This window comes from Streptomyces sp. NPDC052101 (assembly GCF_040680235.1).
Classification (GTDB): Bacteria; Actinomycetota; Actinomycetes; order Streptomycetales; family Streptomycetaceae; genus Streptomyces.
In genome coordinates this window covers 22,404-36,174 of sequence record NZ_JBFAWH010000052.1, presented here as the reverse complement: position 1 = coordinate 36,174, position 13,771 = coordinate 22,404, and the positions used below count along the sequence as shown (strand labels likewise).

12 protein-coding genes and 4 pseudogenes are annotated in these 13,771 nt (G+C 69.4%); 7 read left to right on the top strand and 9 right to left on the bottom strand.

The features are described from left to right. Positions 1-165 precede the first annotated feature (165 nt). The 3 genes and pseudogenes from AB0L75_RS40880 to AB0L75_RS40870 all read right to left on the bottom strand — a co-directional run. Positions 166-861, bottom strand: a complete 696-nt coding sequence (locus AB0L75_RS40880; protein WP_365191349.1) for a glycerophosphodiester phosphodiesterase family protein — start codon at positions 859-861, stop codon at positions 166-168. A gap of 156 nt (positions 862-1,017) precedes the next feature. Continuing rightward, positions 1,018-1,248: pseudogene (locus AB0L75_RS40875) on the bottom strand (SMP-30/gluconolactonase/LRE family protein); the annotation flags it as partial. Continuing rightward, positions 1,249-1,449: pseudogene (locus AB0L75_RS40870) on the bottom strand (iron ABC transporter permease); the annotation flags it as partial. A 257-nt stretch (positions 1,450-1,706) separates the two neighbouring features. Between AB0L75_RS40870 and AB0L75_RS40865 the strand changes: the two are divergent. Further along, on the top strand, positions 1,707-3,275 hold the full coding sequence (locus AB0L75_RS40865; protein WP_365191348.1) for a serine/threonine-protein kinase: 1,569 nt from the start codon (positions 1,707-1,709) through the stop codon (positions 3,273-3,275). 260 nt (positions 3,276-3,535) lie between these two features. After that, positions 3,536-3,781, top strand: coding sequence for a hypothetical protein (locus tag AB0L75_RS40860; RefSeq protein ID WP_365191347.1), 246 nt, complete (start codon positions 3,536-3,538; stop codon positions 3,779-3,781). Between the two features lie 90 nt (positions 3,782-3,871). Here the strand turns inward: AB0L75_RS40860 and AB0L75_RS40855 are convergent, their stop codons facing one another. Next, on the bottom strand, positions 3,872-4,852 hold the full coding sequence (locus AB0L75_RS40855; protein ID WP_365191346.1) for a hypothetical protein: 981 nt from the start codon (positions 4,850-4,852) through the stop codon (positions 3,872-3,874). A gap of 434 nt (positions 4,853-5,286) precedes the next feature. Then, complete coding sequence (locus AB0L75_RS40850; protein ID WP_365191345.1) at positions 5,287-5,943, bottom strand: TetR family transcriptional regulator; 657 nt, start codon at positions 5,941-5,943, stop codon at positions 5,287-5,289. 105 nt (positions 5,944-6,048) lie between these two features. On the opposite strand from AB0L75_RS40850, the gene AB0L75_RS40845 reads away from it, so the two are divergent. The 3 genes and pseudogenes from AB0L75_RS40845 (at position 6,049) to AB0L75_RS40835 (ending at position 8,250) form a co-directional block, all read left to right on the top strand. Continuing rightward, entirely contained in the window at positions 6,049-6,528 is a 480-nt protein-coding gene (locus AB0L75_RS40845; RefSeq protein WP_365191344.1) for a cupin domain-containing protein, read from the top strand. Positions 6,529-6,561: 33 nt separating this feature from the next. After that, a pseudogene (locus AB0L75_RS40840) lies at positions 6,562-6,717 on the top strand (transposase); the annotation flags it as partial. 30 nt (positions 6,718-6,747) lie between these two features. Then, on the top strand, positions 6,748-8,250 hold the full coding sequence (locus tag AB0L75_RS40835; protein WP_365191351.1) for a glycosyltransferase family 39 protein: 1,503 nt from the start codon (positions 6,748-6,750) through the stop codon (positions 8,248-8,250). 330 nt (positions 8,251-8,580) lie between these two features. On the opposite strand, the pseudogene AB0L75_RS40830 reads toward AB0L75_RS40835, so the two are convergent. Together AB0L75_RS40830 and AB0L75_RS40825 are read right to left on the bottom strand one after the other, a co-directional pair. Beyond that, a pseudogene (locus AB0L75_RS40830) lies at positions 8,581-8,722 on the bottom strand (chaplin). Positions 8,723-8,736: 14 nt separating this feature from the next. Then, positions 8,737-9,051: a hypothetical protein gene (locus tag AB0L75_RS40825; protein ID WP_365191343.1), complete on the bottom strand. Its 315-nt coding sequence runs from the start codon at positions 9,049-9,051 to the stop codon at positions 8,737-8,739. Between the two features lie 273 nt (positions 9,052-9,324). Here AB0L75_RS40825 and AB0L75_RS40820 point away from each other — a divergent pair, with 273 nt between their 5' ends. Then, positions 9,325-9,864 carry a GNAT family protein gene (locus AB0L75_RS40820; protein ID WP_365191350.1) on the top strand — a complete coding sequence of 180 codons (540 nt, stop codon included), beginning with the start codon at positions 9,325-9,327 and terminating at the stop codon, positions 9,862-9,864. 98 nt (positions 9,865-9,962) lie between these two features. Here AB0L75_RS40820 and AB0L75_RS40815 read toward each other — a convergent pair whose 3' ends face one another. After that, positions 9,963-10,745, bottom strand: a complete 783-nt coding sequence (locus AB0L75_RS40815) for an alpha/beta fold hydrolase (protein ID WP_365191342.1) — start codon at positions 10,743-10,745, stop codon at positions 9,963-9,965. A gap of 142 nt (positions 10,746-10,887) precedes the next feature. Continuing rightward, positions 10,888-12,432 carry an FMN-binding glutamate synthase family protein gene (locus tag AB0L75_RS40810; RefSeq protein WP_365191341.1) on the bottom strand — a complete coding sequence of 515 codons (1,545 nt, stop codon included), beginning with the start codon at positions 12,430-12,432 and terminating at the stop codon, positions 10,888-10,890. 437 nt (positions 12,433-12,869) lie between these two features. Between AB0L75_RS40810 and AB0L75_RS40805 the strand changes: the two genes are divergently transcribed. Beyond that, a complete protein-coding gene (locus AB0L75_RS40805; protein ID WP_365191340.1) occupies positions 12,870-13,535 on the top strand; it encodes an urease accessory protein UreD in 666 nt (221 codons plus the stop codon). Positions 13,536-13,771 lie beyond the last annotated feature (236 nt).

Here is a 13,771-nt window from a genome sequence, read left to right as displayed (position 1 = left end):
GGAGGGCGGGCACAGGGTGCTGGAGATCGGATCGGGCTACTCCACCGGGCTCCTGTGCCACCGGCTCGGCGAGCTCCGGTTCCCCCGCGCGGGGGAACCGGAGCCACGACGTTCATGCTCTCGTCTGAGCGCACGGGCGTCCGGCTCGGTCTGGGACCTCTCAGGTCAGGCCGTGGCCTCGACCAGCCGCTTCATGCCGGGCTGGTCGGTCACGCAGCCCACCAGGCCGAGCGTCCGGGCCAGCGCCAGGTCGCGCTCGTCGTTGACGGTCCAGGCCATCACGTCGATGCCGGCGGCGCCGCACTTTTCCACGATGGCCAGGTTCAGGTGGCGCAGGTCCACGCTGACCAGGGTGGAACCGACCTTCTGAGCGCGGCCGACGAAGGTGTCGCGGTGCGCGCTGGGGCCTGCCACCAGCACGGTGCGGGCCTGCGGCAGCAGGTTGTGGATCTCGGTCAGCGCCACGTCGTGGAACGACAGCACCGAGACCCGGTCCAGAAGATCGCGGTCGGTGAGGACCTTGGCCAGCGACCGGGCGGCGGCCACGTCTTTTATCTCCGCCTGGATCGGCAGGGTCGGACCGACGGCGTCCAGTACCTCCTCGAACGTGGGGATGCGCTCGCCGAGGCCGGCGTCGAGCTTCTTGAGCTTGCGCAACTTCTGGTCGGCGATGGGACCGGAGCCGTCCGTCGTGCGGTCCAGGGTCTCGTCGTGCATGACGACCAGTTCGCCGTCCTTGCTCAGGTGCAGGTCCAGTTCGATGCCGTCCAGCCCCTCGCGTTCGGCCCGCAGGAAGGAGCGCAGGGTGTTCTCCGGCTCGGCGGCCATGACACCGCGGTGGCCGATGGTGAAGAAAGACACTCGGTTGCCGTCCTTGGGTGTGGTGGTCCGGGGCAGCCGCACGAGTGCCGTACCCCTCGACGGGCGGCGGCGGGCGACCGCCCGTCGGAGCACCCAAGCGTAATGGCCCGTCCGGCCGACCGGAGCCGCAGCTGTGCTGATCGCTCGGCCGGAAGGTCACCGGTTCTTCGGGGTCGGCCAGCGTCGGAGCCCCGGGCCGGTCGGGTGCGTGCCCGTGACGCCCATGACCACCGAGTAGAGGCTGGTCCGCGCGGTGATGAAGAGGCGGTTGCGCTTGGCTCCGCCCCAGGAGATGTTGGCCACCGTCTCGGGGATGTTGAGCCGCCCGATCAGCGTGCCGTCGGGGTCGTAGCAGTGCACCCCGTCGTCCATCGCGGCTGCCCACAGGCCCGTCACCACCGGGGCCTCCCGGCCGTGCGCGTGGCCGAGCAGTGCGTCGGCCACCGTGCCCAGGGGCACGGAACGGGCGCCGAGCGCGAGACTCAGCGCAATGCAGAGGCCGAGGCAGCCGAGGCTGACGAGAAAGAAGGCCGCGGACTTGAGGGCAGGGAGGGGCGCATGAGGAGGTGCACCGCGTGGGGGGAGCAGTCACGAGAAGTTAGCTTAGGCTAACCTTTCTTCAACCTTCAACCTTCAACCGCCTGTGCGGCGGCTGTGACATGGGCAACCCTTGATCAGTTCCGACCGACATTCATGTCCGGCAATCGCGGCCCCGCAGGCGGGAGTCGGGTCTACGCCCGACGGCATCGCACTCGGCACGCTGTTCAGCGTGTGAAAGACGGGGGTTATGGTGACGAGGCGACTCAATCGCTGCGAACGTGGACAGAGGTGATGGAGGGAGCAAGGTGACGGAGGAGGCGCGGCTCATCGCCGGTCGGTACCGGCTCATCGAGCAGATCGGCCGCGGCGGCATGGGCACGGTGTGGCGGGCCACGGACGAGATGCTCGGCCGCCAGGTCGCGCTCAAGCGGCTGCACGTACAGCCGCACCTGTCCGCCGGCGAAGTCACCACGCTCTACGAGCGGACCCGGCGCGAGGCGCGCAGCGCCGCCCAGATCACCCACCCCAACGTGATCGTCGTGCACGACGTCGTCGACGACGCCGGGCGGCCCTGCATCGTCATGGAGTACGTCCCCGGCAGCACGCTCGGTGACCTCCTCAAGGGCGGCGGAACCCTCTCGCCCGCGGAGGCCGCCCGCATCGGCCTCGGCATGGTCGCCGCTCTGCGGGCCGCACACGCCGCCGGAGTGCTGCACCGCGACGTCAAACCCGGCAATGTACTGCTCGCCGCCGAGAACCGTGTGGTGCTCACCGACTTCGGCATCGCCATGACCGCCGGCACGTCGACGCTGACCCGGACCGGCGAGATGATCGGGTCCATCGACTACATGGCCCCAGAGCGCGTTCGCGGGCAGCAGCCCGGACCGGCGTGCGATCTGTGGGCGCTGGGCGCGACGCTCTACCAGGTAACGGAGGGCCGGACCCCGTTCCGCAAGGACACGGCGATGGAGACCGCATACGCCATTGCCATGGACCCGCTGGAGCCCACGACACAGGCCGGACCGTTGGCGCCCCTCATCGAGGCTCTGCTGTCCAAGAACCCCGATGAGCGACCGTCCTCGGAGCAGACGCAACGCGCTCTGGAGGCGGTACGAGCCGCCGAGACGACAGCCTTGGCACCGGCGGCGTATCCGAAGGGAGCCGACGACCGGCGAGGAGCCGTACCGGCGTCCGATCACGAAGCCGACGGGGCATCCACGCAAGAGCCGGAACCTCCCGCGGCCACCCGGCCCGTCGGCCGCAACCGCAGAAAGCGGCGGCGAAAGCGCACCGCCGCCGTCGCGGTGACGGCGGCCATCGCCGTGGCCGCAGGCACAGCGATCTACGCGGTGTCGCAGCACGGCCGGGACACACCCAGCCCCGACCGGGTCCACCAAGCCGCGACACCGTTCCCCGCGTCCTCCTCCCTGCCCAAGGGCTACCGTCTGGTCCATGACGCGCGGCTCGGCGTCTCCTTCCCCGTGCCGGACGACTGGAAGGTCCGCAAGCAGGCAGCCGACGAAGTCGTCTACGCGGACCCGACCGGCCTGGCCGGCATCACGATCGGAACCGTCGCCCCCGCCGGGCACAACCCCTCCACCCACTTCGCCGACATCGAGGCCAACACCAAGGCCAACTACGCCACATACCGCCGACTGCGCATGCAGCAGACGTCGTTCCGTGGACAGCCCGCGGCCGTCTGGGAGTTCACCTTCAAGGGACGCGCCCGCTCCTTCCGGGCGATCGACCTCGGCTACGGCCGGGAGGGCGGCCGGGAATACGACATCTACCTGTCGGCTCCCGAGTCGCAGTGGGACAGCTACCGCCCTGTCTTCGACCAGGTGACGCAAGGCTTCACGACGAACGCCTCCTGATCCGAAACGCGGATGCTGCCGGCAGCTGCACCAGCAACGGGCGGAGCCAGGCGGGCATTGCGGCGACGCGGAACATCTGTGGTGGCTGTCGATGGCGATGAGCTGGTGCCCTTCAGCCGGCTCTTGGCCCGCCCCGCCGCCCGGTAGGACATCAGGGTGATCTTCGGTGGCGGAACGGTGCGGGTACCTACGGTGCCGTGTCCGGTCGTCATGCTCCTCGCGGGAGCGGCTGACGCCGGTCCCCGCACGAAAGGATGACCATGCCGCGAACCGCAAGAGCCATCGTCACCGCCGCCCTGGGCGGCCTGCTGCTGACCACCGGCATCGCCCAGGCAACTCCCGCTCACAAGCCCGAACCTGACCAGTGCACCACGCCGGTCTACATCGGCGACATCCAGCTCGTGGAGACACGCCCTCGGCCCGAAGAGGGGTGCAAGGCCCACGAGACCCCCGCGTACAGCCCCGAGGCCCAGCAGCGGCTGGCGGGGTGGCCGGTGTGGCTGTAGGAAGCTCAGTAACCCGGGATTTCCGGCGGCTGTCGGTGACCGAAGTTGTTCACCGATGCCGGTCACCGAGGACGGCTCAGCGAGTGAATGTCACTGCGCCGGGAGCCAGACGGGGTCGGCGACCTGATACGCCGGATTGCCTGGGAGGATCGTGCGTGGTGTGCCAGGGTGCGCGAGGGTCAGGCCCGCGATGCTCCGCAGCAGATCGCCTCCGCGGTCACCGCTGGGCGTGATCGACACGAAGGCCAGCTGTGTCCCGTCCGGGGAGTAAGTGGGTTCGAAGTAGCCCGTGGTGTTGTTGGGGCTGGTGGCCAGGGTGCGCCAGGTCGAGCCGTTGGCGGCCACCTCGTACAGGCCCTTGCCGTCGGCGAAGACCAGGTGCCTGCCGTTCGGGGACCAGCGGAGCCAGCCGTACGGGTCGTTCGGCAGTCCCGGTTTCCTGACGGTCAGCGGTGTGGCGGGCTTGTCGCCCTTCTTCAGCCAGATCACGCCGCCGACGGTGAAGGCCAGGGTGCGGCCGTCGGGGGAGAAGCGGGGAACGCCGTCGGGGACTGCGCTGACGCCGAGGTCGAGCGGCGCGAGGCCGGTGCCGTCGGTGCGGATGGTCCAGTAGCGCGTGTGCGAGGGACCGTGCGGGAACGTCCCGAAGAGGATCCGTTTCCCGTCCGGGGAGATCGCGGGGTTCCCCACGACGGACTGGCGGTTGCCGAAGTCGGACGGCATCTGCCAGACCACACGCTGTCCCGTGCCGTCGCGGTGCATCACACTGACGGTGTCGCCGCCGCGGTCCGCGAAGTAACCGCAGACGGTGCTGTAGGCCAGCGTCTTCCCGTCCTGCGAGGCGGCGAGATTGCAGCCCTTGATCCGGTTCGGGGCGCCGATGTCGGAGGTGGCGCCGGTGACGGGATCGGTGGTCTGGAGGTAGATGGCCTCCGCGCCGTAGTCCGTGGCGATCCGGCCGTTCCTGATGTGGTGTGACGCGGTGGCGGCTGTGGCCGCCGTGGTGCCCAGTCCGCAGCTGACCGCGAGTCCCAATGCGGCGGCGACGGGCATGGCCACGCGTAGGCGCATGATGAATCCCCCCTGGAGCGCGGCGAGTTGAACGCCGAGGCTCCGATCGGGTCGCCCCTGCGGCCCATCTCCCTCGGAGCTGAGCGTCAGGTTAAGGGGCCGCATGCGTCACGAACACCCATCGCGCACAATCAGTACAAACAGAACCACTCAATGCGGAACGTGCTGAATGACGTACCCGGCCTCGTGGCGCTCGCGAGCCATGCTGACGCGACGGGCCGCCCTCACCGTGATGGACAGCGCCTTGCACAGTGCCCTCCCCGGGCGGCGACGGTCGTCTCTCGCTGCGGCGCCTTCAGGTACAAGGAAATCCCCGCCCTGTGCGCGAGCCTCAGCATGCCTGCGCCTTCGCCCGAGGGAATGCGCCGAACAGGAGGAACTCACAGGAGTCCCGAAAGACCACTGAGGCGACCGAACCGGCGAACCGAGCGCCGTCAGGACCCTTCCTGCCGAGCCTGCTGTTCCAAGGCGACGTGCCGGCCGACGTCGCTCGGGGGCGGTGCGGGCGCCGGCAGGGGAGGAGCGCCCTCGGGGCGGAGTCCGTGCAGGTAGATGGCGATGTGCCGGGCGGCGAGGGCCGCGCCCGTCTCTCGTGGCAGGTGCGGCATCGGGCGGCAGGCCATGGCGGCGGCGGTGATCAGGTCCTCCGCGGTGATGTCGTCCCGTAGGACGCCGGCGGCGCGGCCGGCCGCGAGGATGTCATCCAGGGCGTCGAGGATGGCGCGCTGAAGCTGCTGGACCCGCGGATCATGGAGAACGGGGCCGCCGGCCAGCGGGAGGACGAGGCGCTCCCGCTGTTCGATCACACGCCGGAACAGCCGGTCCAACGCTCCGGCGGGATCCGCCAGTTCCTCAAGGGCCGATTCCGCCGCCGCCAGACAGATGCCGAAGCCGTCGATGACGACCTGCCGGATCAGCGCGTCACGGTCGGGGAAGCGGCGGTACAGGGTGCCCGCGCCCACTCCGGCGCGGTGTGCGATGTCGTCGAGGGCGACCGCTGTGCCCTGCTCTCGGAAGAGTTCGCAGGCAGCGGCAAGGATCCTCTCGCGGTTGCGTCGGGCGTCGGCTCGCAGGGGCGGCTCACTGGTCACGTGACGATCGTAAGCGGCCCCCTCTATCCGGAGAAATTTCTCCGGATAGAGCGTAGGCTTGAGACCGCCACTCGGCATCATGCGGCCGACAAGGAGGAACCACCCATGTCCGCTGACCGTTTCATCCTGCTGAAGCACGGGGAGACACGGCAGACCCGGATCCCATTGCCGCCCGGCTTCGGAGTCAAGGTCGCCACCGATGACAGCGAAGGCCGCCTGGCCGTCCTGGAGAACCGGCTGGACGTCGACATCCCGCCCCATGTCCACGAGCTGATGGACGAGTTCGTCTATGTACTGGAAGGCGAGATGGAGATCGACTTCCAGGGCACCACCCACCGGCTGACACCCGGCATGTGCGCTCTCCTGCCGCACGGCATACCCCACGCCATGCGCAACGCGTCCCAACCGCCCGCCCGGGCACTGCAGATCTCCACACCGGGCGGCTGGGACCAGTTCATGGAGGATCTCTTCGCAGCCGGACCCGCCGTCAGGACCGCCGAGGGCGCGATGGACCTGGAGAAGGTCAACGTCATCGGCGAGCGCTACGGCATGCGGTACACCAAGGGCACGATGGCCTTGGACTAGGGACTGTGTGATGCCGTGGTCAATCCCGGGCCGCTGCGGGATCAGTTCGAGGGGGTGGTCTGGCGGTTCCGCTCCAGTGCCCAGTGGCGGGAGATGCCCGCTGAGTTCAGTCCGTGGCCGACGGTCTACGGCCGCTTCCGCGCTTGCAGGGACGCCGGCGTCTTCACGGCGCTGCCGGAGGGCCTTCTCCGGCCCCGTCCGGACTGTCAGAATGCCGACATGCACACTCGGGGGGATGCGCAGCCATGCCTGCGGCTGTTCGCAGCCGGGCCGGTCGGAGGGATCGCGGCTGCGACCGCGACACTGCTGATCGCACTGTCGGGCCGCTACGGCTTCCACCGGGACGAGCTGTACTTCCTGCTCGCCGGCCGGCACCCGGCCTGGGGCTACCCGGACCAGCCACCACTCACCCCGTTGCTGGCCAGGCTCGGCGCGGAGCTGTTCGGCTCCACCCCGACCGGCGTGCGGATCCTGCCCGCGCTGCTCACCGCGGTCACGATCACGCTCACCGCGCTGATCGCCCGAGAGCTGGGCGCCGGACGCGGCGGGCAGGTACTCGCGGCAGGAGCCGCGGCCTGCTCGGGCTATACGCTCGGAATCGGCCACCTGCTCTCCACCGCGACCTTCGACCTGACGGTCTGGCTGGCGATCATTCTGCTGACGCTCCGACTGCTGCGCACGGGCGAATTCCGCTGGTGGCCTTGTCTGGGAGCGTTGGTTGGGATCGCGCTACTGAACAAGCTGCTGGTGCTGGGACTCTTGCCGGCCCTGGCGCTGGGCGCGCTGACGGCCGGACCGCGCGGCTTCTTCGTACCGCGTCTACGCGCGCTGCTGGGCCCGCTCACGGCCGTCCTCGCCGCGCTGCCCTTCGCGATCCCGACCCTGTGGTGGCAGGCCGTGCGCGGTTGGCCCGAGCTGACGGTGGCTCATGGAATCAGCGCCGATGTCGGAATCGGCGGGCGCCTGCTCGCCCTGCCGATGCAGCTGCTTCAGTTCTCCCCGGTGCTGGCACCCCTGTGGCTGACCGGGCTGAGCCGGCTGTCGCGCCGTCCGGAGCTGCGCTGGGCCCGGCCCGTCGCGGTGGCCTGGGTGGTGCTGTGCCTGCTGGTGCTGGCCGGCGGCGGCAAGGGGTACTACCCGATTCCGCTGCTGTACGCGATCAGCGCCGCTGGCTGCGAGCCCTACGCCCACTGGATCCGTGAGCACCGCGCCAAGCTGGCAGGCGGACTGCTTGCGGCTCTGCTCACCAGCGCCCTGGCCGCCCTGCCGGTGCTGCCCGCATCGGCGCTGACCGTGCCGATGGCCGTTGACCCCGACCTCGGCGAGGAGGTCGGCTGGCCACAGCTCGCACGCGCCACCGCCAGCGGCTGGGAGGCGATCCCTGCCGACCAGCGGACCAACGCCGTGTTGCTGACCGCGAACTACGGCGAGGCCGGGGCCATCGCACGGTACGGGCCCGCCCTCGGCCTGCCCGCACCGTACTCCGGCCACATGGGCCTGTACGCCTGGGGCCCGCCATCGGCCGCCGCCACCGGTCCGGTGCTGCTCGTCCACCCTGCGGGCTACCCCGAGTTGGAACAGCACTTCACCGCCTGCCACACGGTGGCGCGCGTCGACAACGGGCACGGCACCGCGAACCAGGAGCAGCACGCGGCCGTGGTGCTCTGCGCAGGGCCGGACCGGCCATGGCCCGTGCTCTGGCCGCTGCTGCGCCGATACTGAGCAGCCAGGTTCCCCAGCACGTCCACCCGTACGTGGCCCTGTACTCCTACACGTACGAGGACATCTGCAGACTCACTCGATCGCCGGGACGTTGAAACGCCCCTGACCGCCATGGGGAACCGAGCACGGGGCGATCAGCCCCGACGCTGAGCGTCCCAGCAGTGGACAGCGGACAGACAGAACCCTGTCCATAACCTGCACGCCATGTGCTGGCCGGACCGCGGTCCGGCTTGGCCGCTCATCTGCCCGGTCCATATCGTGCACCATTCGGCGGCTGGCCCCAGCCGCACGGGGAGCGCCCGCCGCGAGGCGGTTTCGGGCGGTCCCTCGTCAGCCGTTGCCGCAGAGGTTGATTGGTAGGTGGATCGGCACCGGGATCACATTGCCGGAGATGACGGCCGGGCGAGCCCGCCGCTACGCCTTTGGCGCCCGGGTGTGATCTCGGTCGGCGCGCGTATTCAACTGTCGCCAGATCTACGAGATGGTTCAGTCGTTGAGGCCGTTGAGAGCGGTCTCGGCATGCTGGGGCCAGGTATGGGCGTGGGCGACCGGGATGGCGACCCAGTCCTTGAAGGGGCGGTGATTGCCGGAGGGGTCGAACAGTTCCGCGCCGGGCAGGGCGAGGGCTTCGGTGTGGGCGGAGGTGCCGTCGCCGAGTCGGAAGGCGAGCTGGTCGCCCTTGAGGCAGGCGAAGGCCTTGCCATGAGCCTTGAGGGCTCGTTTGCCGAACATCTCTCCGGCGGTGGCGCCGCGTGGGGCTAGGTCGGTGGCGATCTCGTCGAACAGGTCGTCGGGGGTCATGTGGCGGATCCTTGCGCTGGTGGGGCGAGTTGGGGCCCTGGGGGTGGGACCACAAGTCGGACTCTAGCCGGGAGACCTGCTGATACGTACCGGTCGAGCACACCCCTAGAGCCGGTTGCCCAACGCCTTATCCAGGCCGTCGGGGGTCCTTCCGTGACAGGCGCCAGGAAGCGCGAAAGAGTCGGCCAGCCTCTCCTAGCCAGTTCCGAGACCATGCTCGATCTCAGGGCCACATCCTGTACCGCAACTACGGCCGGATAGGAAGCTTGCCGGCTGAGAGGCAACAAGGTTGGGCTCAGGGCCCGGTACGAGGACGACATCCCCATCCTGCGGACCGGGCTCTACGACGACGTGGTCAACTCCTCGCGGGCCGAAGGCGGGCCGTGGAGGCCGATCACGCCCGACTCGAAGGATCCGCGGCTCGTGGTGGACGACAAGGAGCAGGGGCGCGTCCAGTTCTCCGTGGTGGAGCTGGACGGCGGCACGCTGGTCGGCACCGCGACGCTGTGGGGCATCGACAGCCACAACCGGTCCGCGCACATCGGGCTGGGGCTGCTGCCGTCCTCCCGCGGCAAGGGCTACGGCACCGACGTGGTCGCGGTGCTGTGCCACTACGGTTTCGTCGTGCGCGGCCTGCAGCGGCTGCAGATCGAGACGCTGTCGGACAACGTCGCGATGCTGCGCTCCGCCGAGCGCAACGGCTTCGTCCGCGAGGGCGTGCTGCGTTCCTCGGCCTGGGTGATGGGCGAGTTCCTGGACGAGGTGCTGCTCGGGCTCCTCGTCCAGGACTGGAAGCAGGGCTCGAAGGTCTAGGTTGCCGTCCGATCGTCAAGGGCCGGCCGCGGAGCAGACATAGACGGCCAAGGGATTGCTGCCGCCGCTACACCATCTGAGAAGACCTCCTGGTCACCTCAGATGTCTTTTCCTGCGGGCCGCGACCTGTGGATGTACTGGTCGGCCCAGGCACTGATGATGTGGGCGGCTCGCTGCGCTTGTCCTCGTGCGGTCAGGAGATGGTCTGCCCCTTCGAGCGAGATGAAGCTTCGCGGGTGTCGTGCCTCGCGGAAGATCTCCCCGGCGTTCGCGATGTCGACGGTGTCGTCGGTAGGTGAATGCATGACGAGTAGAGGCAGGTGCAACTCGCGTATCCGGTCGCGTAGGCGAGCTTGGTGGACGTCGTCGACGAAGGCACGCTTGAGGACCAGGGTCCGCCCGCCGACGAACCACTCGTGCGATCCTTCACTGAGAACGCGATCCATGACCGCGTCGTACTGTCGCTCGACGTGGCTGGGGTCGGCAGGCGCCCCGATGGTGGCGACCGCGCGGACGCCGGTTGCCTCGCCCGCTGCCGCGATGGCGGCGGCGCCTCCCCAAGAGTGCCCCACCAGCAGGTCTGCCGGTGTCCCACGCTGTGCCATCAAAGTTGCCGCACGGACGGTGTCCTGGACCTTGATGGTGAAGGAACCGTCCCCCCAGTCGCCGTCGGAGTCCCCGATCCCGAGGTTGTCGTAGCGCAGCATCCCGATCCCCTCGCGTGCCAGCTGCTTGCTGACACGCGAGGCGGCCGGCGAGTTCTTGCCGAGCGTGAATCCGTGGACGAAGATTCCCCAGCCCCGGACCTCGCCTTCTGGCAGGTCGATCGAACCGGCCAGTTCGGGGCCGACGACGCTCTTGAATCTCACTTCTTCAGTCATGTTGTGATCGCCTCGGCACGGACTGGTCGCGGGGTAAGGGCAGGTGGGTGGGTGAGGGCGACACCGGCTGGACACCGGCTGGTGCCACACCCGGGCTCCGCGCAGGGGAGCCCTGAGCGCGGAGCCTCTCGCTTTGGGTGCGTCAGACGGCCCGTTTCTGGACGGTGGTCGGCTTGGTGGCGAGCAGTGCCGTGATCTCATCGGCGAGGTGCGGGCCGAGTTCGCCCCAGCCGTCCTTGTAGCCGTAGACGCCGGCGAGGGTGCGGGCCTCGTAGTCGCCGTTCATGATCTCGATGTCTTTGGCCGTGATGAGTGCCGGGTGGGCGACGCCGACGGCCGCCGAAACCTTGATCAGCTCCTTGCGCAGGGTGCGCAGGTAGACAGCGGCCCGGGTGGCCTTCGAGGTCGGGTCGAGGCCGCGGGCCAGCCACGGGTTCTGGGTGGCGATGCCGGTGGGACACCTGTCGGTGTGGCACTTCTGCGCCTGGATGCAGCCGATGGACAGCATCGCCTCACGGGCCACGTTGATCATGTCGGCACCGAGAGCGAAGGCGACCGCGGCGTTCTCGGGCAGGCCGAGCTTGCCGGAGCCGATGAAGGTCAGGTCGTCGGTCAGCCCCAGCTCGGCGAAGGTGCCGTAGACCCGGGAGAAGCCCATCCGGAACGGCAGCGACACCGAGTCGGCGAAGATCCGCGGCGCCGCTCCGGTGCCGCCCTCACCGCCGTCGACGGTCACGAAGTCGACTCCGCGGTCACCACGTGCCATCAGCGTGGCCAGCTCCTGCCAGAAGCCCATGTCTCCGACCGCGCTCTTGACCCCGACCGGCAGGCCGGTCTCGGTGGCGAGCAACTCGACGAAGTCGAGCATCGAGTCGACGTCGCTGAACGCGGTGTGCCGTGACGGGGAGGCGCAGTCCTCGCCGACCGGGATGCCGCGGATCCCGGCGATCTCCGGGGTCACCTTCGCGCCCGGCAGCATTCCGCCCAGCCCTGGCTTGGCGCCCTGGGAGAGCTTGATCTCTATCGCCCGGACCGGGGCGCCGGAGACCACGTCCTTGAGCTTGTCGAGGTTGAAGCTGCCGTCCTCGTTGCGGCAGCCGAAGTACGACGTACCGATCTGAAGGACGAGGTCGCCGCCGTTGCGGTGGTACGGCGAGAGACCGCCCTCGCCTGTGTTGTGCATGGCGCCCGCCAGCGCCGCCCCCTTGTTGAGCGCCGTGATGGCCGCGCTGGAGAGCGATCCGAAGCTCATCGCCGAGATGTTCACCACACTCGCCGGTCGGAACGCCTTGGCGCGCCCGCGCGGCCCGCCCAGCACCTTGGCCGAGGGCAGCGGCGCCTGCGGGTCGTGCGCGTCGGGCAGAGTGCCGGCGAACGTGCGCTGCTTCAGGTAGGCGTGCCCCTGCACGTGCTCGACGTCGACTTCGGTTCCGAACCCGAAGTAGTTGTTCTCCTCCTTCGCCGACGCGTAGATCCAGGTGCGCTGGTCACGACTGAACGGGCGCTCCTCCTCGTTGGACGTCACGATGTACTGCCGCAGCTCCGGGCCGATCGTCTCCAACAGGTACCGGGCGTGCCCGACCACCGGGAAGTTTCGGAGCAGTGCGTGCCTCTTCTGGATGAGGTCGCGGGCAGCGAGAAGCGCCACCGCTGTTGCGGCGGCCGCGCCGATCCTGCGGGCGTGCATGAACGTTCCTCCTCGATGCACGACTCCATCGCCATGCGGTGGCGTCGTTGTGTCGCATTGGGCATTGGACGGCGGGCACGGCCCAGCGGGCATCAGCGTCCGTCGAAGAATGCGGAATGATATTAAGAGGCCGCGTGCACAGGCCTGAGGCCAGGGGGGGCTGGTCCGGGTTCGGCTTCGCGCCCGCGGGAGGCGATGGGATAGGGAAACGGGCACGAACGCGGTCGGGTTGCTGTCGTCGGTGAGCCATCCCTTGAGCCAGGCCGATGCCCCACCGCGACCGGCCATCGAGACCAAGACCGGGGTCTGGCGCAGCGCGGCGTTCCGCCGACTTGCCATCGATCTGCGGGGGCGGAACCGCGGAGCCAGCCCGCACGGCGGCCCCAAGGCCGCGCGAGATCACCTCCTATGGGTGGAAGGCGATCCACCTCCAACGCATGCGCACCGGCGGCCGGGGCGCCACAGTGGGCATCATCGGCGCGATGAGCGCCCCGCTCGGCGGCGACCGGTACGCCCTCGACATCACCGCCGAGGACCGGGCCGAACTGGAGGTCACCACAGCCGCCGCCACGCTCGCTCTCCGCGGCCCCACCACCGGCCCGGCCACCTACGACGTACGGCTGACCGCCGGCGAAGGCTCCAGCCTGCGCTGGCTGCCGCGCCCACTGATCAGCGCGGCCGGCAGCAACCTGCACCAGACCTACACCGTCAACCTCGCCGCCGGCGCACGACTCCTGCTGCGCGAGGAACAACTCCTGGGCAGAGCCAACGAGCAACCAGGCCACCTCATCAGCCGCATCCGGGCCCACCGCGCCGGACGCACGCTGCTGGACCAGCACACCGCCTACGGGGAACCCGAACCCGGATGGGACGGCCCCGCAGTCCTCAACGCACACCGCGCGGTCGGCCAACTCCTCGTCGTGGACCCGGAGATGGATGTCAGACGCGACCCTGTCACGCTCCACGAAGGCACCAGCGACGGCTGTGCCGTCCTCGCGCCTCTGGTCGGCGGCCCGGCACTCCTGGCCACCGCCGTCGCACCGACCTCGTCGACTCTGCGGGAACTACTCGATGAGGCGCTCGCGCACGCCCTCGGAGCGTAGTGGGAACTGATCAGGTAGGGAGCGTCCGCCGACTCGGTGGGCGGCGGACCACACGGCCGGGGCGCCTCCGAACGGGCACGTAGGGACCGCCCGAGCCATTGAAGACCTTGCGACTCGCGGCAAGGGCCTTGGCCTTCCCCACCACTGCCACAGCTGGGAGTGCTGGACTGGCAACGCGCTTGAGCTCAAGCACCTCTTGTCCCGCTGCCAGGAGTTGGATGCTGTCGCCGACTGTG